Genomic DNA, 21,731 nt, shown 5'->3' with positions numbered 1-21,731 from the left:
ATTTAACTCGATTGGCTTATATATTCGTTTAAAATTTACTGCATTTAATACTCTGCTTGTTTGTGCAGTAAGCGTTATTTTAACTTTGAACCTTAGCTTGTAACACATACTCATACCCACTTTTAGCTTAAACTTTATTCAAACGCACTGTATCCCCTTTAAATTTATATATATATTGGTATCCTACTCGACCTTTTTTAATAGCAATTAGCTTAATTAAGTGATCTATCAGAGGTGAGAAAATCGTGTCGATAACCAGGCAAAAATTTCGTTATTTAGTTGTTCTATATCAGAAATTTTTAACGCAGTTAGCGTCAAATCTAATCCCTCAAATTGATTAAGTATTATTGCGGATTGGTATAACATATGCTTATTAAAAAAGAACCAGCCAAGGGGCGATAATCGCTGCAGGGCACTTAGTTTAAGTGGCAGCAATAACACTACAGGCATCGCGTATAAATATTGGTTTTAAACGTTGGATGTAACTTTAAATAAAAACGTGCAATAGCACTATTAAGGTCAATTATGCGATTAGGACCAGGACTTCTCGTCACCGCTGCCTTCATTGGACCAGGGACCATTACTACTGCCAGCGTGGCAGGTGCAAACTTTGGTTTTGCACTTATATGGACATTACTGTTTTCAGTAATTGCCACTATATTATTACAATCTATGGCGGCGCGCCTTGGCGTTGCTACCGGGCAAGATTTAGCTCAAGCGCTCAGAGCACATATTCAAACGCCCTTATTTAAATCTTTGGCTATATTTTTAGTTATTAGCGCCATTGGCGTGGGCAGTGCAGCTTATGAAGCGGGTAACTTAAGTGGCGCTAGCATGGGCTTAATTGAAATATTCCCTCAAGTTAGCTCTCAAATATGGACACCACTTATTGCTTTTTTAAGTGCTGCTTTACTGTATAGCGGCAAACATAAAGTGGTTGAAAACGCGCTAATTTTACTCGTTATTTTAATGAGCTTAGTGTTTATCTCAACACTTGTAATGGCTGCTCCCTCGCTCAGTGATGTATTTTCAGGTTTTATTCCTAGTATGCCTGAGGGTTCTATTACAACCATACTCGCTTTAGTTGGCACTACCATTGTGCCGTACAACTTATTTTTACACTCCGGCGTGCTCGCTGCTAGACACGACAGTAACAGCGATATGGAAAAAGTGATCAAACAAACAAATGTTGATACAGGCCTATCAATCACCTTAGGCGGTGTGATCACGCTCGCTATTTTATCTACTGCATCGGTTGCATTTTATGGCACAGATGCGGGGCAAATTAGTGCTGCTAACATGGCCGTACAGCTAGAGCCATTACTTGGTGATGCCGCTCATTACTTTTTTGCTATTGGCTTGTTTGCAGCAGGTTTAACAAGCGCGATTACAGCGCCACTTGCTGGTGCTTATGCTGTGTGTGGCATGTTAGGCTGGTCTAACGATATGAGTAACGCACGCTTTAAAGGCGTTGCTATTGTTATTTTATTGTTTGGTGCTGCGGTTGCCTCACTCGGTTTAGACCCTGTAGCAGTAATTATATTTGCGCAAGCAGCTAACGGGTTATTGCTCCCTATTGTTAGTACTTACCTTGTATGGCTGGTTAATCAAAAAGGCGTTATGGGAAACTACACAAACTCTGTGGTTTTAAACCTAGTAACTCTACCCGTTTTAATCCTAATTTTTGGGCTAAGTAGTTACAAACTAATTAGTTTGATTTTTAGTTAAATTCTAAAAAATCATATTTAAAAGCCGCTGTTTATAATAAACAGCGGCTTTTATTTATTAATCATCAAAATAATGTATAAGCCGTATTCACATTCATGCATCTAACACTCTTTTTGGTTGTTAGTTACCTTTATTAATTGTGAAAACGCATAACCACCTACCGCGCCGGCAAGCAGTTGAGCATAAAAACCCCAGCCTCTTGCGCCCGCTATAATATGAATATTCATAATTGATTCAATGGCAATTAACACAATACCAAACGCCACAATGCCAGCAATAACAAATAACTGAGTACTGTATTTTTGAGCCTTTTTATTAAGCTTTACGGTAACAAAAAAAGCGATGGCAAGTGCTACGGCAATAATAGCGCCGTAGGTAGGTAATAGGCCTAACCAATCATCACGCATTAAACTAGACAGCCACTCCAATTGTAAACTAATCTAGCGCCACTAAATTTACTTTTTTGAGCTAAGAGTTCACCTCTTTTTATATCTTTACTCGCGCGTTACACATTTAATAAGCAATTATCACTGTTAAACCTAAATTACACGCATGAAAATGACTGCATAATGCAGTTGTGATTTATTACTGAGTAGTTTAAGTTTTATGCCAGTAGCTTTTCGCAGTTACTGATATTCGCTCGCCGCTTTCGGTTTAAGTTTTCACAATAACCTTCTTGTGAGGCTGGCCTGCCGACTGCACCATGAAATACACGCGTAAATTGTGTGGTGAGCTTTAACCAGTTTTCTGGGGAGATATTAACTCTTTCGAGTAAGGGTAAGTGTGTACTTTCAATATAACCACGTTTGTCTTCTCGTATACAGCGCCCTGTTAGCTCAACAAGTTCAAGGTACGATTTAAGCTCAAACGGCAGCCCTTTTGGCATAATTTGACGAGGCATGCCTGCAAAGCGCAGTAGTTGTTTTGGTTGCTTGCCATCCTTTGCATACGTTAAACGCTGTTTGATGCTGGTATGGTCTGACTCTTCTGGGGTGTTAGCCATTTTAGCTCTAATGGGGTTTAAATCGACATACGCCATACAGGCCGCAAGGGCTGCTTCATCTAATAATGCTTGAGACGTAAATCGTCCTTCCCAAAAACGGCCAGTGCAGTTATCTTCTTTATTTGCTCTGCGCGCAATGTTTTCATTTAACAACCGCATAAACCAGCTAATACTTGATAGGCGCTCTCGATATTCCTTTACTGTTTGATTAAAAAAGATAAGTTCAACTTTACTTAGCTTTTCACCTTGTACATATTTTTGCGTTAGCAATGTGCCTTTACACAGTTTATGCCAACGAATAACAATCGCTTTATCATTTAACCTATTCGCTTTTTTATCATCAACGTACAACACTAAGTGGGTATGGTTACTCATTACGGCATAAGCACATACATCAATACAAAATACCTTGGCTAACTCAAGCAGCCTATCTTCAACCCAACCTCTGCGATGCTCAAAAGATTGGCCTGTAAAACGGTCTTCACCGCACAGGAAAGCACGCCGAACACATCGTGATATGCAGTGGTAGTATTTTGTATCAACCAAACTTACTTGACGCTTTCTTGCGATTGCCATAAGACACCCAGCTCACTTTTTACACTAAACAAAGGCTAGCCTCTAACTTCAAAAAGTGCAAAATTTAGGTTGGGTGTCACTGTTAATTTTTGCTCACTTTTTACACTAAACAAAGGCTAGCCTCTAACTTCAAAAAGTGCAAAATTTAGGTTGGGTGTCACTGTTAATTTTTGCTCACTTTTTACACTAAACAAAGGCTAGCCTCTAACTTCAAAAAGTGCAAAATTTAGGTTGGGTGTCACTGTTAATTTTTGCTCACTTTTTACACTAAACAAAGGCTAGCCTCTAACTTCAAAAAGTGCAAAATTTAGGTTGGGTGTCACTGTTAATTTTTTTAGTTGGCGGCTTTTGTGCGTATTTTTGCACAAAAGGTGAAAACTTAAATTTGTCCGATGCAGGTGTTTGTTAGTGTAGCTATTGGGGATCAAAGCCATATCTCCATTGGTTCAGTCTTCCTTCAGAACTCTCGATATTGTAAATATCCATTATACTTTCCATATAAGCGAGTCCTCGGTCCATCTCTTCTGAGTCCATCAGGGCTAACTTACGTGCCGCAGACTCTAGAATACCCCAGAACTCTTTCTCGGAAGTATCCTTATCAGAAATTGCCATTAAATCAGAGAGTGCCGCATTTAGAATTTGTTCGACTTCAACTCGGATTTCTTCATTCGGGGCACCAGGATAAAACTGGGATAAATCTTCTCTAAATTTAGGTGTTTCTTTGAGTGCTTCCAAAGCAATCAATACCTCATTCCCTTTAGGTAGATTTTTCACACTTCCACATCCACATCCACATCCACATCCACATCCACATCCAATCAAGGTTAAAATAGTAAAAATAAATATCGAAAGTTTCATATGAAATACACTAACGCCCACATTAGGGGCGCCGCTTGCGGCGTCCATTAGATGTGCTTGTTACACGCTTTTTACTGTAGATTTTAATGCTGAAATAAAAGGAGTTAACTTGCTTTGCATTAACTGAGCATGAAGAACTTGCTTTCCTTTATCATTTTTCGCACTGAAACAAATGAACCATTTGTTCTTTATTTTCACTCTTTCAACATGACTATGAGCAATCGAATTTCTTATGTGTTTAAACAAACCTCTAGCTCTACTATTTGAACCTTTCTGAAACAAAACAATTTGCTTTGGTTGAGAGTGAAGCTCAGTTCTTGACGATATAGCTTCATCAGATAATGTTGCATTCTCGTACGATAACACCTCTAAAGAATTTGTTCGTTTAAACGCTAAAAATTCTTTACTCCGGATATCAAAATTACCTATTTGTGGCAAGTCTTTATAAGTTCTTTCCCACTCAACAAGAATACCAAGGTATATATCAGCAGCAGTCTTTCTATCTAGCACTCAAACCTCAATATTGATGAAACGTGTAACGAGACTGTAGAATAACTCCAACAGCCAAATTCAATTAAAAAACGAGCTCCTATAATTAACTCTAAGCATTTTTAAAGCATTAGGTAATGCATTTGGAACCCATAAAACAGGCTGTTTTTCTTAAAAATGAGTAATTCTACAGCCACAACGCCGCGTTAAGCGGACTAAAATTGTTGGTTATAATGTTGAGGAACGAAACCTAACCAACTGTTTTAGTTCCGTTTAAACGCCTTGTTAACTTTACCAGCTCTTAAATGGTATTTTTGAGCGCCTAACGTTTACGTCTTTAAGCCCATTAGATTCTAACAACATTGAAACAGAGCTAATACAACTATGTGAGCTTGCATTAGGTCCAATAATTACTTCTCCAATAGCATCCTTTGAGAAACTTAAAATAGGTAAAGTGATATAAGGAATCAAATGGCTAATACCTGATCTAAATTGAATATCAGAAGTAGGATTTTCAGCAATAATCCGCCACTCAGACTCTTCATGAAAGCCACTATCTTTAAACAGAGGTGCTAGCTTAGCTATTGAATTACATAGATTACTTAATGCTTTATCTGCTTGATTTTTCCCAGCACCTTTTATAACGTATTGATGATAATCTATTTCATGATTGACTCTATCTTTACTTTCAAATTTATCATATTCAGCTCTAGTAACAGTAGGCATTGGGAATTCGACTTCACATTGGTCGATTAACTTTTTCATTTTTTGCCTTTGCTCAACTTCGCTATATACACATTTATACAAATTCAATTCATTTTCATGACAGTATTTTTCTAAAACATCGCGTTTAAAACCAATGCAAACACCTCGTCCAGGTGGACAATATCCTCGCCACTGACTTAATAAGTCAGGTTTTTCACTGAAAGATGAAACATAAACATTGTTATGAACCATTTCATCTAAAGCTTTACGGATAGAGAAGCCGAATGGAGATAAATAATCATCATCCATATAAATATTGTTTGATAATGAAACAGGAAATTCGAGTGCATGAATATATTCTAATGAATCGTTCAAATATTTACAGTGACTAGCCCAAACACTATTACCATTAACAATTCCAAGTAACCCATCTAGGCTAGTGTAGTGATAAAGCATCGGTAATCCTTGTAAAGTTAACAACTTTGTATCCGACATTTGTCGCTTTATAAACCGACAAATGTCCAAATATTACAAAAGGTTCTAATTTAACCAGCTAATAAGGACTTGTAAACAACTAGTTAGCCGATATTTAAGTTTCCTTGATGTAGAAATAACCCAAAATGGTAGAGATCAGTAATATCGGACAAAAAAGTAATGAGCTATAAAAATAGGTGTAAGCGATATTATTAATAAGAAAACTTGAATTTTTTCTTTGAGTTTTTACCTTTAACCTAAAACAAAAAAGCCGCTGTTCATTACAAACAGCGGCTTTCGTATTAAGATTTACAAGCTTAAAGCGTGCTTAACTTAAACTTGATTTTATTGCTTAGCAATTACTTCAAGTCCACCCATGTACGGGCGTAATACTTCTGGTACTACTACTGTGCCATCGGCTTGTTGGTAGTTTTCTAGTATGGCTACTAGTGTACGGCCAACGGCTAAGCCTGAGCCATTTAGTGTATGTAGTAACTCTGGCTTTTTAACACCTTCACGGCGAAAACGTGCTTGCATACGACGTGCCTGAAAGTCAGCCATGTTTGAACATGATGAAATTTCGCGGTATGTGTCTTGCGCAGGTAACCATACTTCTAAATCGTATGTTTTAGCTGAGCCAAAGCCCATGTCGCCCATACATAAAATTACTTTACGGTACGGAAGCTCTAGCGCTTGTAGTATTTGCTCTGCGTGACCTGTTAACTCTTCAAGCGTTGCCATTGAGTCTTCTGGTTTTACAAGTTGTACTAGTTCAACTTTATCAAACTGATGCTGACGAATTAAGCCACGTGTATCGCGGCCATAGCTGCCTGCTTCACTTCTAAAACATGGAGTGTGGGCAACTAAACGAATTGGTAAATCGCTTTCGTCGTAAATTTCGTCGCGTGCACTGTTTGTAAGCGGTACTTCAGCAGTAGGAATTAAGCTAAAGCCGGCTTGTTGTTCACCATCATCGTTTACAAGGCCTAATGTGTGGAACAAATCACCCGCAAACTTAGGTAATTGGCTTGTGCCATAAAGGCTTGCGCTATTTACTAAGTACGGTACGTACATTTCTGTATAGCCGTTTTTGTCTGCGTGTGTATCTAGCATAAATTGCGTTAGTGCACGGTGCATACGCGCAACTTGGCCGCGCATTACGGTAAAGCGTGCGCCACTAATTTTAACGCCCATTTCAAAGTCTAAACCGTTTAGGTCTTGCCCTACATCTACGTGGTCTTTAACTTCAAAATCGAATTTTTTAGGCGTGCCCCACGTTAAAATTTCAACGTTGTCGTCTTCGTCTTTGCCCGCAGGTACCGACTCGTCTGGCAAGTTTGGGATTGCTAAAGCAATGTCGTTAATTGCGGCTAATACTTCATCTTGCTCAGTTTTAGCGGCGTCAAGCTCACTGCCTAAGTTAGCCACTGCATCAAGTAGTGGCTGTGCGTCTTCGCCTTTAGCTTTGGCTTGACCAATTGCTTTTGCGCTTGCATTACGTTGACTTTGAAGTTCTTGCGTTTTTACTTGTAATGTTTTGCGTTTTTCTTCAAGTGCCGTTACCGTCGCTACATCGAGTTCGTAACCGCGCGCCGCTAAACGTGCTGCAGTTTGTTCGATGTCTTGACGTAAAAATTTAGAATCTAACATGTTAGTTTTTTAACCTTTTTGCATTACTAGCTGAAGGCCCAGCCAAGCCATAAAAATACACACCATCACGTTTAAGATGATATTGAGGGCCATTTTAATAAAGTGACCTTGTTGTAATAACAACAACGAGTCCATTGAGAATGTTGAAAAGGTGGTTAATGCACCTAAAAAGCCAATCCCGATAAGGGTTTTGGCGGGGCTAGCGGTGATAATTTCTTTATCTATCAAACCGTACAAAATGCCCATTAACAATGAACCCAGAATATTAACCGTCAACGTGCCAAAAGGGAATCCCCTACCGAGGAGTTTTAGCATGCTTTCGCTAATAAAAAACCGTAAACACGCACCTGAGGCTCCGCCAAGTGCAATCATCATGTAAAGTTTAATCATTTTCGTACCGTTTAAGTGGGCTTTGCGCATCGCGCTCTTTTAGGTAGTCGAGTTTTTGTTTAATTTTTTGCTCAAGCCCGCGATCGCTCGGTAAGTAATATTCTTTACCTTCCATTTCTGGCGGTAAGTACTTTTCACCTGCGGCAAATGCGCCTTCTTCGTTATGCGCATAGCGGTACTCGGCGCCGTAACCTAGGTCTTTCATTAAGTTGGTTGGCGCATTGCGTAAATGCTCTGGCACAGGGTAACTTGGCTCGTTTTGAGCATCCTGCTTGGCTTGATTAAACGCCATATACACCGCATTACTTTTGGGGGCGCTGGCTAAATACAATGTGGCTTGTGCAATAGCACGCTCACCTTCGCCAGGGCCTACTCGCTGAAATATATCCCATGCGTTTAACGCCACTTCCATTGCGCGCGGATCGGCGTTACCAATGTCTTCTGTGGCAATAGCAAGTAATCGCCTTGCTACGTATAGAGGGTCACCGCCACCAGCTAAAATTCGACAATACCAATACAATGCACCATCAGGAGAGCTGCCACGTACTGATTTATGAAAGGCTGAGATTAAATCGTAAAACTCATCGCCGCCTTTATCGTATTTAGCTAAATGAGTAGGTAACACTTGGCTAAGTACGTGCTCATCTACGTTGTATTGACCGTTTTGCTCGGTAGTTAAATCAACTGCTTGTTCAAGTAAATTAAGTACTTTACGCGCATCGCCGCCACTTGCTTGGCACAGTGCCTTTTTAGCGTTGTCGGCAATAGTGATGTGTTTTTGGCTTAGCTGCTCGTCTTGTTTAAGTGCGCGCTCTATTACAGTGTATAAATCGGCATCGGCAAGCGACTTTAAAACATACACTCGCGCACGCGACAATATAGCGTTGTTAAGGGCAAACGAGGGGTTTTCGGTGGTTGCACCTACAAATATAAAGGTGCCGTCTTCTATGTGCGGTAAAAACGCATCTTGCTGAGATTTATTAAATCGGTGTACCTCGTCAACAAACATAAGGGTGCGTTGGCCGCGGCTTTCTAAGTTATCGCGCGCTTGCGTTACACTGTCACGTATATCTTTTACGCCTGCGGTTACCGCCGACATTTGAATAAGTGAGGCATCTGCATGGTTGGCAATTATTTGCGCTAGTGTTGTTTTACCTACACCCGGCGGGCCCCACAAAATTAAACTATGGCAGCGCCCCGCTACAATGGCTTGATGCAGTGGTTTGTCAGCACTTAATAAATGCTGTTGGCCAATGTACTCGTCAAGCGTTGTAGGGCGCATACGCGCGGCGAGTGGGCGTACATCGGGCCCAAAATTAAATCCTAAATTACTCACCGTTACTCTGATCGTCTATTTCAACACCTTCAGGAGGCGTAAATTCAAAAGTGCTCTTATCAAGCTGTGTATTAACTTGGGCATCGCTGAACGTAAATGACGATAGCTGCCCTGAGTTGTCAGTAACTACTAGTTTAGCAAGGCCTTGTTCGTTATCTGCAAACGCTATATCAAGTTGTTCTACTTGGCTTTCTACGCCTTTATTTGGTGTTACGCTAAAGCCTGTATTTGTTGCAAGTACGCTGTATTTCTCCCATTGTGCTGGGTCTTTTGATGTAAGTAACACAAATGGTGTTGAATCAATTAGGCTGCTGGTTTTCATAATCGTTACTTGCTCAGCAAAACTGTCGAAGTAATAGGTTTTATCACCGTTTGATACAAATAATGTATCGTCTGGATTAGTTTGCTGCCAGCGAATCATCATAGGCTGTTGGAGCGCTATTGTGCCCTCGCCTTGCATTACTGCTTGGCCTTCTTTGTCTGTTACTTTTTGTGCAAATTGCGCTTTAAAGCTTTTTAAAGTGGCAAGTCTGTCTTGTAATGCTTGGCTGTCGTCAGCAAAGCTTGGTGCGGCAAGTACGCTGCCTAACACTAATAATAAGGCGTTAACTTTTTTCATAAATTTGCTCCATTAGGTACTAATACATCGCGAGCGCCGTTATGACCTGGTGAACTCACGATACCCGATGTTTCCATTTGTTCTACTAAGCGTGCTGCTCGGTTATAACCAACACGTAGTTTACGTTGTACTGACGACACCGATACTTTGCCGGTTTCGATTACAAACGACACGGCTTCGTCGTATAATGGATCGTTTTCTTCGTCTGCATTTTCGCTTGCTTCACCTGGTAATAAAATATCCTCGCTTGCATCGCCATTGAGTATTTCATCAACGTAATTTGGTTTTGCACGCGCTTTCCAATCGTTTACTACGGCATGTACTTCATGGTCGTCTACAAACGCGCCATGCACACGCTCTGGTACGCTAGTACCTGGTGGTAAATAAAGCATGTCACCCATACCCAGCAGGTTTTCGGCGCCTTGTTGATCAAGTATGGTACGTGAGTCTATTTTGCTCGATACCTGAAATGCCATACGTGTTGGTATATTTGCTTTAATTAAACCTGTAATTACATCAACCGATGGGCGCTGAGTTGCCAGTATTAAGTGAATACCAGCCGCACGTGCTTTTTGGGCTATGCGGGCAATCAGCTCTTCTACTTTTTTACCAACAATCATCATCATGTCGGCAAATTCGTCAATTACTACAACAATACTTGGTAATTTACCTAGTTCGTCCGGGCCTTCTTTCATGCCATCTGTGTCTTTAAATAATGGATCAAGAATTGGGTAACCCGCTTCTTTGGCTTCAAGCACTTTTTGGTTGTAACCTTTTAAGTTACGTACACCTAATGCTGACATTAATTTATAACGGCGTTCCATTTCGCCTACACACCAACGCAGTGCGTTAGCGGCTTCTTTCATGTCGGTCACTACTTCACACAACAAGTGCGGAATACCTTCGTATACTGAAAGCTCAAGCATTTTAGGGTCAATCATGATCATACGTACATCGTCAGGACCCGATTTGTACAGTAAGCTTACTATCATGACATTAACGCCCACTGATTTACCTGAACCGGTTGTACCTGCTACTAATAAGTGTGGCATTTTACCAAGGTCGGCACATACAGGCTGACCGGCAATGTCTTTACCTAACACCATAGTAAGTGGCGAAGGGTTTTGTTCAAATTTTGGGGCGTTTATTACTTCTGACAAACGTACTATTTCACGGTGTTTGTTAGGAAGCTCAATACCTACATACGTTTTACCTGGTATAACTTCTACAACACGTACACTAATTGCCGAAAGCGAACGCGCTAAATCTTTAGCTAAGCCTGTAATTTTAGATACTTTAATACCGGGTGCTAAATCTAGCTCAAAACGTGTAACAACTGGCCCTGGGTATACAGCAACAACTTTAGCTTGAACGTTAAAGTCGAGTAGTTTTGTCTCTACTAAGCGCGATACTGTATCGAGCTCTTCTTGCGAAATTGGGTTTTTAGCTTTATCCGGTCTGTCGAGTAAATCAAGCGACGGTAATGGCCCCGGTGGTGGCTCTTGCGTGAGTAATTGCTCAAACTTTTCTTTAGCCGTTGGCGGCGGTTGATACGCAGGTTTTGGTTTAGGCATTGGCCTAGCTGGCGATACAACCGTTGTAACTGGTTTTTCTGGCTCTATAACGGGGCTCTGATCGAGTGCATTTAATGCAGCTTCTGTATCCATTGGCTCGTCGTCTATGGCGCTAAAGCCAATCTCTTGATCGAGTATGTCGTCAAGCTCATCAAACGGCATAAAGTCGTCACTAATTTGTGGCTCGCTAAATGGCGTTTGCGGTTTATTAATTGCTTTTTGTTTATCTGCTTTTTTAGCTGATGTAGGTAGCTCTATTTGCTCATGAATATCGTCTTCAAAGTGAGCGTCAGCTTCATCGTTATTATTTGCTTTGCCCGCAGCGTGTTCTCGGTGCATCCAACCTTTTGCGTACGATACTATAAAGCGATAAAACCTAACCATTAAATCGCCAAGGTAATCTACAAAATCAACCCACGATACACCCGTTAATAAGGTAAGCCCGGCAAAAAAGAAACACAGCAATAATATAGAGGTGCCGGTAAAGTTAAACGCAGGCATCATGGCTGATGCAATAACATCGCCCACTACCCCACCAGAGGAAAAGTTATAAATATCGTCAAAATTGATACTACTAATAGCGGTAGCTGAGGTGATAAACAAAGCAAAACCAATAACACGCAGCGCTAAGGTGGTGTAATCAAGCTGTAAAATGCGGTGAGGTTGTTTAAATAGCAAGTAGCCAAATAGCTGAATGGCCGCTGGCACTAAGTAAGCCAACCAACCAAAGGTGAGTAATAAAATGTCGGCTATCCATGCACCGGCTGCTCCTGTGATATTGCTTACTTCGCTAAAACTAGTTTGCGACCATGCAGCATCTGCTGGATCAAAGCTGATCAAGGCACATAAAATAAATATTGCCGTAAAGGTGCTGATAATCAGCCCAGTTTCTAATAGTCTTTGCACACCGTTTAGGCGCATAGTTCCCTATTCCTCTTTATTATTCTATTTTTATTCACACTTACTTAGCAGTGAAATACCTTAGCAGGAAATGCAATTTGTTGCACTTTATCTTAACCTTGATGGCCTGATTATGAACAAGTTTTTATAATTTGAGCTTACATAAGCAAATGACGCAGCTAATATAAATAACCTTAAGTAATATAAGGACGAATAATTACGCCTTCTTCACCTTTTACTTCTTCCATTACTACATAAGTTCGGCTTTCACTAACGTTAGGCAATTTTAATAATATGTCACCTAATACACCACGGTATTCTGACATATCATTTACGCGCGTTTTAAGTAAAAAATCAAAATTACCCGATACTAAATGACATTCGATAATTTCTTCGTGCTTTTTAACGGCCGCACTAAACTCATCAAATACGTCGGGAGATGTTTTAGTAATTGTTACTTCTACATACACCGATAAACCTTGCCCAAGCTTAGCTGGATCGACCACTGCTTTATAGCCAAGTATGTAGCCTTCTCGTTCTAGCTTTTTCACTCGCTCCAGACAGGGCGTGGCGCTTAGGCCAACTCGTCTGGCCAGTTCAACATTTGACAAGCGTCCATCGTGCTGTAATTCCATTAAAATTTTACGGTCAATTCTATCTAATAACTGATGCATAGTACCAACTAGTTTTTTGTGCTGTTTATTTTTGTTATATAGATGATAACACTAGATTTGACTTTAAAAAAGGTGAGACACACGGGCTTATGATGAATATAATAGTGAAAAATGTTAATCCGTTCTTAATAAGGCAAATGATATGATTATTGGTGTTCCTAAAGAAATTAAAAACCATGAATACCGTGTAGGTATGGTTCCTGCGAGTGTTCGTGAATTAGTAAACCACGGTCATCAAGTGATTGTAGAAACTGATGCAGGCATGGGTATTGGTTTTACTAACGAAGATTACACGCTAGCGGGTGCTGAGATTTTAGCAACTGCTGCTGACGTTTTCGCTAAAGCTGACATGATTGTAAAAGTAAAAGAGCCACAAGCTGTTGAACGTGCAATGTTACGTGAAGACCAAATTCTTTTCACTTACTTACACCTTGCACCTGATCTTCCACAAACTGAAGACCTTGTAAAAAGCAAAGCTATTTGTATTGCATACGAAACTGTAACTGACTCTCGCGGTGGTTTACCACTTCTTGCTCCTATGAGCGAAGTTGCTGGTCGTATGTCTATTCAAGCTGGTGCACAAGCGCTAGAAAAATCTAACCACGGTCGTGGCATGCTACTAGGTGGCGTACCAGGCGTTGAAGCAGCTAAAGTTGTTATCATTGGCGGCGGCATGGTTGGTCGTAGTGCAGCGCAAATGGCTGTTGGTCTTGGTGCTGAAGTTGTCGTTCTTGACCGTAACATCGACGTATTACGTGCACTAGACGCGCAATTTGGTAATAAAGTTAAAGCTATTTACTCAACTGCTGATGCTCTAGAAAAACACGTACTAGAAGCTGATTTAGTAATTGGTGGCGTACTAATCCCAGGTGCAGCTGCACCTAAACTAGTAACTGCTGAGCACATTAAAGCAATGAAACCTGGTTCTGCAATTGTTGACGTTGCAATCGACCAAGGTGGCTGTATTGCTACTTCTAAAGCAACTACGCATGCTGATCCTACTTTCATCGTTGATGAAGTTGTTCACTACTGTGTTGCTAACATGCCAGGTGCTGTTCCACGCACATCTACGTTTGCACTTAACAATGCAACATTGCCTTTCATCATTAACCTTGCAAACAAAGGTTATAAAAAGGCGCTACTAGATGACGCTCACTTCTTAAAAGGCTTAAACGTAATTAAAGGCCAAGTAACTTACAAAGAAGTAGCAGAAGCGTTCAACATGGAATATGTTGACCCACGCACAGCGGTAGAAAACGCATAATTTAGCGTTTTGTAGTTAGGTTGGTATTAAGTAATGTAGCTACCTAACTACAACCCATAAAAAAAGCAGCTAATTAGCTGCTTTTTTTGTATTTAAATTTCAGATTTATATAAACTTATTTAGATAAAACGCTTAATTATAAAATCTACTTTTACGCGCTTAGCTTGGCCAAGTAGTTTTTTAACTGGCTGCGGGTAATCATCCATCGTTTCTAAATCATCTGGGCCTGTTAAACGTCGGCAGTGTTGTAAAATTTCCTGCTTTTCGTTATCAATAGCATCCATAATTGTTTGCTCTGGATCTTCTATTAAAATACCGTTTTCAATATCAAGACCCCATGCACGCGGATTTAAGTTATGCCCGCTCAGTAAATGTTTTGTTCTATCTGAACAAATACCTTTTAAATGAAACGAATTGCTTTCATCTTTCCACAGATACACATTTAAATTACCGTTATCGATATGGCGCTTTTGTGTTTTTACAAACTTATGCAAAATAGTTTCGTATAAATAAGGTAATGCCCCTATTTTACTAAACGGCTCGCTTGGCGGTAAATAAAAGTCATTTGCTGTTTTATCGCCTACAACAATAGTCACTTGCTTGCCTTGCTTTAATAATCGGCGCAGTGATCGCATAAGCGGTGCCGGAAAATTAAAGTATGGCGTATACAATACAAGTTCTTGCTCTGTTGTATCAAATAACGCTTTTATTAAACGATTTAACTCGTTATTGCGACGCCCAAGCCCTAAAAATAAGCGAATACCTAATGCTTGCGTATTTAGCTGCTCTGCTGCGTTATAACTTGCGACTTTTAAATCGCGCATTAACTGCTTTTGATCAAGCTTAAAGTCGTGCAAACGCTTAAGCGGTCGCGTGTCTATACGCGGCACAGCCACTGAACTAAGCAGCTTTGTTTCAATAAAATCAACCACTGAGTCACACAGTTCGCTCTGCGTTATTAAAAAGTAACGATCGAGCCTGTAGCGCTCGTTGTATTGCAAGTACACGTTGTTTAAGCTTGCACCGCTGTAAAGTAATGTGTCGTCAATTACAAAACCTTTTAAATGCAGTACACCAAAAAGCTCTTTAGCTTTTACAGGTACGCCATACACTTGTACATTCGATTTAAACTTTTCTAAATCGTCACAGTATAAGCTTGCGTTGCCGTCTGATTTATCTGCGCCAATTAAACCACGTTGCGCACGATGAAAATCCACCAGCACTTTTACCTCAAGTGCCGGGTTTGCCAATGACACACGATGCAGCGCTTCTAAAATTTCGCGACCTGCTTCGTCATCTTGTAAATACAACGCCGTAATATAAATTCGTTTTTTTGCGTTCGCTATCAAGCGTAGCAATTGCGTTCGGTAATCTTGCGCATTGGTTAAGACGTTAACGTCTTTTGAAGTCAACCCGAATGCGGGTTTTTCCTGCCAAAATAACATAGTTGCCTATTTGCTTAGGTCACATAATCTATCAGTGACAAATAAAATTAGGTAAAACATAACAAAAAAAATCAAAGGGGTCATGAAATAACGCTGTTTTGTTGCCTGTTAGTCTATTTATTGAGCTACTTAGGCATTTTAACTGTAAAAGCACAGAGCTCTAGTACACAATACTGCACAGCTTTTCGATTTGATAAAAAAAATAATCACGGATTTTGTTTACATCTGCCTTGTTTTTCTTAGAATCGAGCGCATTAAAGACCGTATTAAACGTTTAGGAAAAAATAATGACTGAAGCAAAACATTGTAAGCTACTAATTTTAGGCTCTGGCCCAGCTGGTTATACTGCCGCAGTATATGCAGCACGTGCAAATTTAAACCCTGTTTTAATTACAGGCATTCAACAAGGTGGCCAATTAACAACCACAACTGAAGTTGAAAACTGGCCTGGTGATGCACACGGTTTAACAGGTCCTGCGTTAATGGATCGTATGAAAGAGCACGCTGAGCGCTTTGAAACTGAAATCATATTCGATCACATCAATAAAGTAGATGTATCTAAGCGCCCTTTCACACTAACTGGCGACCAAGGTACTTACACATGTGATGCATTAATCATTGCAACGGGTGCTTCTGCTAAATACTTAGGCCTAGAGTCTGAAACTAACTTCCAAGGCCGTGGTGTTTCGGCATGTGCTACGTGTGACGGCTTTTTCTATAAAGGTCAAAAAGTAGCGGTTGTTGGTGGTGGTAATACAGCGGTTGAAGAAGCGCTTTACTTATCTAACATTGCTGACGAAGTACATGTTATTCATCGTCGTGATAGTTTCCGCAGTGAAAAAATACTTGCTGATCGCCTTGCTGAAAAAGCAGCAAACGGTAACGTTGTAATGCATTACAACCGCACGCTTGACGAAGTATTAGGCGACCAAATGGGCGTAACCGGCGTTCGTATTAAAGATGCACACTCTGATGCAACTGAAGAGCTAGATTTAGCAGGCGTATTTATTGCTATTGGCCACAAGCCAAATACTGATATGTTTGTTGGTCAACTAGAAATGAAAGATGGCTACTTAGTTGTAGAGTCTGGTCTTCACGGTAACGCGACTCAAACAAGCGTAGAAGGCGTTTTTGCTGCAGGTGATGTGTCAGACCACATTTACCGTCAAGCAATCACATCTGCGGGTACAGGCTGTATGGCTGCCCTTGATGCTGAACGTTTCTTAGATAATTTATAAGCAATTAAATAAATTATTATAGGGCTGATTATTCAGCCCTTTTTTTATGCCTAAAATATAGTTACACTTTTAAGATCAATTATAAAATAAGTACTGTATGAGAAATCAGCTATACCAATTAAGCGAAAACGATATAGCATTCCCCAATCCGGAATACGCATTAGAATCCCCTGATGGCTTGTTAGCAATTGGCGGAGATTTGAGTTTACCTCGCCTAAGTAATGCCTACAAAAGCGGAGTATTCCCTTGGTTTAGTGAAGATGAGCCTATTATGTGGTGGTCTCCCAGCGAGCGAGGCATTTTTGAGCTTAATGATTTTCATATAAGTAAGAGCCTGCGTAAGCATTTAAAAAAGCACCCTGTAAGAGTAACCATTAATAATGCCTTTGAAGAGGTGATAGAAGCCTGTCGCGATCAACGCCTTGATACCGATGGCACCTGGATCACCTCTGACATGCTCGAAGCTTACGTTAATGCACACAATGCTGGCATTGCACATAGTTTAGAGGTGTGGAGTAACGGAGAGCTTGCAGGTGGCTTATACGGCATTATGCAAAATGGTGTTTTTTGTGGCGAGTCTATGTTTCATCATCAAACCAATTGCTCTAAGCTTGCTATGTGGGCACTGGTAAATTGGCTTAAACGCCATAATGCACATTTTATTGATTGCCAGTTAGAAAACCCTTATTTAATGACTCTAGGTGCACAAGTAATCCCCCGTTCCACATTTTTGACTAAACTAAAAGCTGCACATAACTATACTGTTAACCCTATTATGTGGGAGCCACAAGAACTTGACGCAATCTATGAATGAGCAACTTCCTGCACGTGTTGGTTTAACCCAAGAGTTTGACTGTAGTTATTTACCCAACAGACAAGAGCAACTTTTAGTTATTCTTGATCCCAGTTGCTACAGCACCGACAAATTTGAGTCTTTATTGGGCTTAGGGTTTCGTCGCAGTGGTAACCAAATATACCGTCCACACTGCCCAATATGCAGCGCATGTAGTTCTGTACGTGTATTAGCACAAGACTTTATGCCCTCAAAATCGCAAAAACGTAAACTAAACAAAGCAAAAATACAGTTTGAGGTAAAATATTCAACGCAAGAGCGACCTGAGTACTATCCACTTTATAGCAAGTACATAACGATGCGTCATCAAGACGGAAGTATGTATCCTCCTGAAAAAGAACAGTTTCAAAGTTTTTTGCTTTGTAGTTGGCTCAAGATCACATTTATTGAACTGTGGCACCAAGATACTTTAGTCGCGGTTGCCGTAACTGATTGTATGAATAGCGCTATTTCAGCAATCTATACTTTTTTTGATCCCGACTTTGAACATTATAGCTTAGGCTCTGTGATGATATTAGAGCAGCTAAAGTTTGCTAAAGAGCAAAATAAGCAATACGTGTACTTGGGCTATCAAATTGATGAATGCGACAAAATGAAGTACAAAACTCAGTTTTTACCTGCTCAAAAACAGCTCAATGATGAGTGGGTGGCTATTTAATTTGCAAATATAGCCCCTGCGCCTTTACTTATTGGAGTATTTTGGGCAAAATCTGCAGCGTTTAACTATTAAAGAGGTGTTACGCTAAACATGGCGAAAGAAGACGTAATCGAAATGCAAGGGACAGTCCTTGATACTTTACCAAATACAATGTTCCGAGTTGAGCTAGAAAATGGTCACGTAGTTGTGGCTCATATTTCAGGCAAAATGCGCAAAAACTATATCCGTATTTTAACCGGCGATAAAGTAACGGTAGAAATGACTCCTTACGATTTATCAAAGGGTCGTATCGTATTCCGTGCTCGCTAAGTAAGTGCGTAAACGAGATTTAGTTTTTGGCTAGTGTTTTACTAGCTTTAAGCGTTTATTAAATGTAATTGATAGACATTGACTAGCAATTACATTTAATAAACAAAAAGCCCAGTTTTTGCTGGGTTTTTTGTTGCCTATAAAAAGGGCAAAAAAATGGCCCGCTATTATGTAGCGGGCCATTTTATTTAACTAGATTATTTAATTAACGTTTTACGCTGGTGTTAAATTACTCTCGTAATCAAAGCGAATCTTCTTGTCTTTAACTGATACTTTAACCGTACCGCCATCAACAAGTTCACCAAACAGTATTTCGTTAGCTAATTGCTTTTTAAGCTCTTCTTGAATAACACGTGCCATTGGACGTGCACCCATTGCTTTATCGTAGCCTTTATCTGCCAACCACTCACGTGCTTTAGACGTAAGCTCAAGATTAACCGATTTTTTATCGAGCTGCGCTTGCAGTTCCACAATAAATTTATCAACCACCAGTAGAATAACTTCACGTTCAAGGTGATTAAACCAAATGATGTTATCTAAACGGTTTCTAAATTCTGGTGAAAATACTTTATTAATTGCACCCATTGCATCGTGCGTATGATCTTGCTCTGTAAAACCAATCGACTTACGCGTAGTTTCTTGTACGCCCGCATTGGTAGTCATTACAACCACTACGTTTCTAAAATCAGCTTTACGACCGTTATTATCGGTTAACGTACCGTGATCCATTACTTGTAGCAAAATGTTGTAAATGTCTGGATGCGCTTTTTCAATCTCATCTAAAAGTACAACAGCATGTGGGTTTTTAATAACAGCTTCTGTTAATAAACCACCTTGCTCAAAACCAACATACCCTGGTGGTGCACCAATTAATCGGCTTATTGCGTGGCGCTCTACATATTCCGACATATCAAAACGAATAAACTCAACACCCATACACTTAGCTAGTTGTTTAGTTACTTCTGTTTTACCCACACCGGTTGGGCCTGCAAATAAGAACGACCCCACTGGTTTTTCTTCGCTCGATAAACCAGAGCGAGATAAACGAATAGCTGATGTAAGCGCATCAATAGATTGATCTTGCCCAAACACAAGCATTTTAAGATTACGGTCTAGGTTTTTAAGTGTTTCTTTATCTGTTGACGATACACTTTGCGCAGGAATACGTGCCATTTTAGATATAATTAGCTCTATATCTGCCACGCCAATGGTTTTTTTACGTTTAGAACTCGGTTGCAAGCGCTGGCTTGCACCCGCTTCGTCAATCACATCAATGGCTTTATCTGGCAAGTGGCGCTCATTAATATATTTAGCACTAAGCTCAGCGGCTGCTTTTAATGCTTTTTGAGTGTAACGAATACCATGGTGCTCTTCGTAACGCTCTTTTAAACCATTTAATATTTTAGTGGTATCGGCAACACTTGGCTCAAGTACATCAATTTTTTGGAAGCGACGTACTAATGCACGGTCTTTCTCAAAAATATTTTTATACTCGTTGTAAGTTGTTGAACCCATACAACGTAGCTTACCACTAGAAAGCAGTGGTTTAAGCAAGTTTGATGCGTCCATAACACCACCAGACGCCGCGCCGGCACCAATAATAGTATGTATTTCATCAATAAATAAAATAGAGCCTGGCTCGGCTTGTAGCTCTTTTAGTAAGCTTTTAAAACGCTTTTCAAAGTCGCCACGGTATTTAGTACCCGCAAGCAATGCCCCCATATCTAGCGAGTACACAACAGCATCTGCAATTACTTCTGGTACTTGCTTATTAACAATACGATACGCTAAGCCTTCAGCAATGGCTGTTTTACCAACGCCCGCTTCACCAACAAGTAATGGGTTATTCTTTTTACGACGACACAATACTTGTACCGTGCGCTCTACTTCGCTGTCGCGTCCGATCAGTGGGTCAATGTTACCCTCACGTGCTTGAACGTTTAAGTTTGTTGTAAAGCTGTCTAGCTTGCTTGCTTCTTCGCTTTGAACTTCTTGCACTTCATCATGAATATCGTCGCTGTCGTTACCCAATTCATCATCGGCTTTAGAAATACCATGCGAAATAAAGTTAACGATGTCTAAACGCGATACATCGTGCTTTTTAAGTAAATATACAGCTTGGCTTTCTTGCTCAGAAAAAATAGCAACTAGCACATTTACGCCAGTGACTTCATTTTTACCTGACGATTGCACATGGAACACAGCGCGTTGTAATACACGTTGAAAGCCAAGTGTTGGCTGGGTTTCACGCTCTTCTTCTAAATCTGGAATGACGGGTGTTGTTTCGTCAATAAATTCTAATAATTCTGTTTTTAAACCAGAAATATTAACACCACACGCGTTTAGGGCTTCTCCTGCAGAAGGATTATCTAACAGCGCAAGTAAAAGGTGCTCTACGGTCATAAACTCATGACGGCGAGTGCGCGCTTCACGAAACGCGGCATTTAATGTGAGTTCTAAGTCTTTGTTTAGCATTGGCAACCCCTTACTGAGATAATAATTTATACCACAACAATCGGATGTTTGATCACCCTAATTGGTATTTATACCAATTGCATTAAATTGGTATTTATTCCTGCTCACAACTACAAAGCAGTGGATGCTCGTTATCACGCGCGTAGCGGTTAACTTGTTCAGCTTTGGTATGGGCTACATCGGCGCTGTAAACACCGCAAATACCCTTACCTTTTTCATGAACTTGCAGCATCACGTCGGTCGCTCTATCGCTATCCATATTAAAAAACGTCGTTAAAACTTCTATTACAAAGTCCATCGGCGTGTAGTCGTCGTTATTTAAAACAACTTTATATTTTCGCGGCGGCTGTAGCTTTTGCTTTTCACTGTCGCGAACTGTGTCGATAACACCTGAATCTTTCATACCACTCATAATTAAATATAGTCTTGTCTTTGTAACTCAAGCAAACTTGAATAAAAAATAAATAAAATGTTAAAAAAATAACTCAAAACACTTGACTGGTTGGCTAAATA

19 protein-coding genes and 1 pseudogene are annotated in these 21,731 nt (G+C 40.2%); 6 read left to right on the top strand and 14 right to left on the bottom strand.

The window, feature by feature from the left end; translation table 11 throughout:
- Positions 1-525 precede the first annotated feature (525 nt).
- Complete coding sequence (locus I6F50_RS00960) at positions 526-1,728, top strand: Nramp family divalent metal transporter (protein WP_197175111.1); 1,203 nt, start codon at positions 526-528, stop codon at positions 1,726-1,728.
- Positions 1,729-1,829: 101 nt separating this feature from the next.
- Here I6F50_RS00960 and I6F50_RS00955 read toward each other — a convergent pair.
- From I6F50_RS00955 to lrp, 11 genes and pseudogenes are all read right to left on the bottom strand, one after another.
- Positions 1,830-2,141, bottom strand: a pseudogene (locus I6F50_RS00955) (hypothetical protein); the annotation flags it as partial.
- A 191-nt stretch (positions 2,142-2,332) separates the two neighbouring features.
- A complete protein-coding gene (locus I6F50_RS00950; RefSeq protein WP_166376820.1) occupies positions 2,333-3,307 on the bottom strand; it encodes a transposase in 975 nt (324 codons plus the stop codon).
- A gap of 414 nt (positions 3,308-3,721) precedes the next feature.
- Positions 3,722-4,213, bottom strand: a complete 492-nt coding sequence (locus I6F50_RS00945; RefSeq protein ID WP_231612955.1) for a DUF4844 domain-containing protein — start codon at positions 4,211-4,213, stop codon at positions 3,722-3,724.
- A 12-nt stretch (positions 4,214-4,225) separates the two neighbouring features.
- Complete coding sequence (locus I6F50_RS20465; protein ID WP_197175110.1) at positions 4,226-4,675, bottom strand: HEPN family nuclease; 450 nt, start codon at positions 4,673-4,675, stop codon at positions 4,226-4,228.
- A 270-nt stretch (positions 4,676-4,945) separates the two neighbouring features.
- Complete coding sequence (locus I6F50_RS00935) at positions 4,946-5,854, bottom strand: DUF2971 domain-containing protein (protein ID WP_197175107.1); 909 nt, start codon at positions 5,852-5,854, stop codon at positions 4,946-4,948.
- A 324-nt stretch (positions 5,855-6,178) separates the two neighbouring features.
- Positions 6,179-7,483 carry a serine--tRNA ligase gene (gene serS / locus I6F50_RS00930; protein ID WP_197175105.1) on the bottom strand — a complete coding sequence of 435 codons (1,305 nt, stop codon included), beginning with the start codon at positions 7,481-7,483 and terminating at the stop codon, positions 6,179-6,181.
- 9 nt (positions 7,484-7,492) lie between these two features.
- Positions 7,493-7,873 carry a fluoride efflux transporter CrcB gene (crcB, locus tag I6F50_RS00925; protein WP_021032117.1) on the bottom strand — a complete coding sequence of 127 codons (381 nt, stop codon included), beginning with the start codon at positions 7,871-7,873 and terminating at the stop codon, positions 7,493-7,495.
- Positions 7,866-9,209, bottom strand: coding sequence for a replication-associated recombination protein A (locus I6F50_RS00920; protein WP_197175103.1), 1,344 nt, complete (start codon positions 9,207-9,209; stop codon positions 7,866-7,868). The genes crcB and I6F50_RS00920 overlap by 8 nt, the downstream gene beginning before the upstream one ends.
- Entirely contained in the window at positions 9,202-9,828 is a 627-nt protein-coding gene (lolA, locus tag I6F50_RS00915; RefSeq protein WP_197175101.1) for an outer membrane lipoprotein chaperone LolA, read from the bottom strand. Before lolA ends, I6F50_RS00920 begins: the two co-directional genes overlap by 8 nt.
- The gene (locus I6F50_RS00910; RefSeq protein ID WP_197175099.1) at positions 9,825-12,323 is read right to left on the bottom strand and encodes a DNA translocase FtsK; all 2,499 of its coding nucleotides are present in this window, start codon (positions 12,321-12,323) and stop codon (positions 9,825-9,827) included. Before I6F50_RS00910 ends, lolA begins: the two co-directional genes overlap by 4 nt.
- Before the next feature lie 173 nt (positions 12,324-12,496).
- Positions 12,497-12,976 carry a leucine-responsive transcriptional regulator Lrp gene (gene lrp / locus I6F50_RS00905; protein ID WP_007582985.1) on the bottom strand — a complete coding sequence of 160 codons (480 nt, stop codon included), beginning with the start codon at positions 12,974-12,976 and terminating at the stop codon, positions 12,497-12,499.
- A gap of 142 nt (positions 12,977-13,118) precedes the next feature.
- Between lrp and ald the strand changes: the two genes are divergently transcribed.
- Positions 13,119-14,240, top strand: a complete 1,122-nt coding sequence (gene ald / locus I6F50_RS00900; protein ID WP_010552621.1) for an alanine dehydrogenase — start codon at positions 13,119-13,121, stop codon at positions 14,238-14,240.
- A gap of 119 nt (positions 14,241-14,359) precedes the next feature.
- On the opposite strand, the gene pssA is transcribed toward ald, so the two are convergent.
- On the bottom strand, positions 14,360-15,685 hold the full coding sequence (pssA, locus tag I6F50_RS00895; protein ID WP_024590327.1) for a CDP-diacylglycerol--serine O-phosphatidyltransferase: 1,326 nt from the start codon (positions 15,683-15,685) through the stop codon (positions 14,360-14,362).
- 287 nt (positions 15,686-15,972) lie between these two features.
- Here pssA and trxB point away from each other — a divergent pair, with 287 nt between their 5' ends.
- The 4 genes from trxB to infA all read left to right on the top strand — a co-directional run bounded on the left by trxB (position 15,973) and on the right by infA (position 18,743).
- Complete coding sequence (gene trxB, locus I6F50_RS00890; protein ID WP_008168643.1) at positions 15,973-16,923, top strand: thioredoxin-disulfide reductase; 951 nt, start codon at positions 15,973-15,975, stop codon at positions 16,921-16,923.
- 97 nt (positions 16,924-17,020) lie between these two features.
- Complete coding sequence (aat, locus tag I6F50_RS00885) at positions 17,021-17,737, top strand: leucyl/phenylalanyl-tRNA--protein transferase (protein WP_197119315.1); 717 nt, start codon at positions 17,021-17,023, stop codon at positions 17,735-17,737.
- On the top strand, positions 17,730-18,434 hold the full coding sequence (locus I6F50_RS00880; RefSeq protein WP_197119355.1) for an arginyltransferase: 705 nt from the start codon (positions 17,730-17,732) through the stop codon (positions 18,432-18,434). The genes aat and I6F50_RS00880 overlap by 8 nt, the downstream gene beginning before the upstream one ends.
- A 90-nt stretch (positions 18,435-18,524) precedes the next feature.
- Complete coding sequence (gene infA / locus I6F50_RS00875) at positions 18,525-18,743, top strand: translation initiation factor IF-1 (RefSeq protein ID WP_002962494.1); 219 nt, start codon at positions 18,525-18,527, stop codon at positions 18,741-18,743.
- Positions 18,744-18,956: 213 nt separating this feature from the next.
- Here the strand turns inward: infA and clpA are convergent, their stop codons facing one another.
- A complete protein-coding gene (gene clpA / locus I6F50_RS00870) occupies positions 18,957-21,218 on the bottom strand; it encodes an ATP-dependent Clp protease ATP-binding subunit ClpA (protein WP_197175097.1) in 2,262 nt (753 codons plus the stop codon).
- A 94-nt stretch (positions 21,219-21,312) separates the two neighbouring features.
- Positions 21,313-21,621, bottom strand: a complete 309-nt coding sequence (gene clpS, locus I6F50_RS00865) for an ATP-dependent Clp protease adapter ClpS (protein ID WP_007585109.1) — start codon at positions 21,619-21,621, stop codon at positions 21,313-21,315.
- Between the last annotated feature and the right edge of the window lie 110 nt (positions 21,622-21,731).

The sequence above is a fragment of the Pseudoalteromonas sp. NZS127_1 genome, assembly GCF_015864295.1.
Taxonomy (GTDB): Bacteria; Pseudomonadota; Gammaproteobacteria; order Enterobacterales; family Alteromonadaceae; genus Pseudoalteromonas; species Pseudoalteromonas arctica.
The sequence above is the reverse complement of the archived record's forward strand: the minus strand, read 5'-3'. Positions and strand labels throughout refer to the sequence as shown.

Excerpts from the sequence above, each read along its gene's own strand:
- I6F50_RS00960 (WP_197175111.1), top strand. The coding sequence starts at position 526 with ATGCGATTAGGACCAGGACTTCTCGTCACCGCTGCCTTCATTGGACCA.
- I6F50_RS00950 (WP_166376820.1), bottom strand. The coding sequence starts at position 3,307 with ATGGCAATCGCAAGAAAGCGTCAAGTAAGTTTGGTTGATACAAAATAC.
- I6F50_RS00945 (WP_231612955.1), bottom strand. The coding sequence starts at position 4,213 with ATGGACGCCGCAAGCGGCGCCCCTAATGTGGGCGTTAGTGTATTTCAT.
- I6F50_RS00935 (WP_197175107.1), bottom strand. The coding sequence starts at position 5,854 with ATGTCGGATACAAAGTTGTTAACTTTACAAGGATTACCGATGCTTTAT.
- serS (WP_197175105.1), bottom strand. The coding sequence starts at position 7,483 with ATGTTAGATTCTAAATTTTTACGTCAAGACATCGAACAAACTGCAGCA.
- crcB (WP_021032117.1), bottom strand. The coding sequence starts at position 7,873 with ATGATTAAACTTTACATGATGATTGCACTTGGCGGAGCCTCAGGTGCG.
- lolA (WP_197175101.1), bottom strand. The coding sequence starts at position 9,828 with ATGAAAAAAGTTAACGCCTTATTATTAGTGTTAGGCAGCGTACTTGCC.
- I6F50_RS00910 (WP_197175099.1), bottom strand. The coding sequence starts at position 12,323 with ATGCGCCTAAACGGTGTGCAAAGACTATTAGAAACTGGGCTGATTATC.
- lrp (WP_007582985.1), bottom strand. The coding sequence starts at position 12,976 with ATGCATCAGTTATTAGATAGAATTGACCGTAAAATTTTAATGGAATTA.
- ald (WP_010552621.1), top strand. The coding sequence starts at position 13,119 with ATGATTATTGGTGTTCCTAAAGAAATTAAAAACCATGAATACCGTGTA.
- pssA (WP_024590327.1), bottom strand. The coding sequence starts at position 15,685 with ATGTTATTTTGGCAGGAAAAACCCGCATTCGGGTTGACTTCAAAAGAC.
- trxB (WP_008168643.1), top strand. The coding sequence starts at position 15,973 with ATGACTGAAGCAAAACATTGTAAGCTACTAATTTTAGGCTCTGGCCCA.
- aat (WP_197119315.1), top strand. The coding sequence starts at position 17,021 with ATGAGAAATCAGCTATACCAATTAAGCGAAAACGATATAGCATTCCCC.
- I6F50_RS00880 (WP_197119355.1), top strand. The coding sequence starts at position 17,730 with ATGAATGAGCAACTTCCTGCACGTGTTGGTTTAACCCAAGAGTTTGAC.
- infA (WP_002962494.1), top strand. The coding sequence starts at position 18,525 with ATGGCGAAAGAAGACGTAATCGAAATGCAAGGGACAGTCCTTGATACT.
- clpA (WP_197175097.1), bottom strand. The coding sequence starts at position 21,218 with ATGCTAAACAAAGACTTAGAACTCACATTAAATGCCGCGTTTCGTGAA.
- clpS (WP_007585109.1), bottom strand. The coding sequence starts at position 21,621 with ATGAAAGATTCAGGTGTTATCGACACAGTTCGCGACAGTGAAAAGCAA.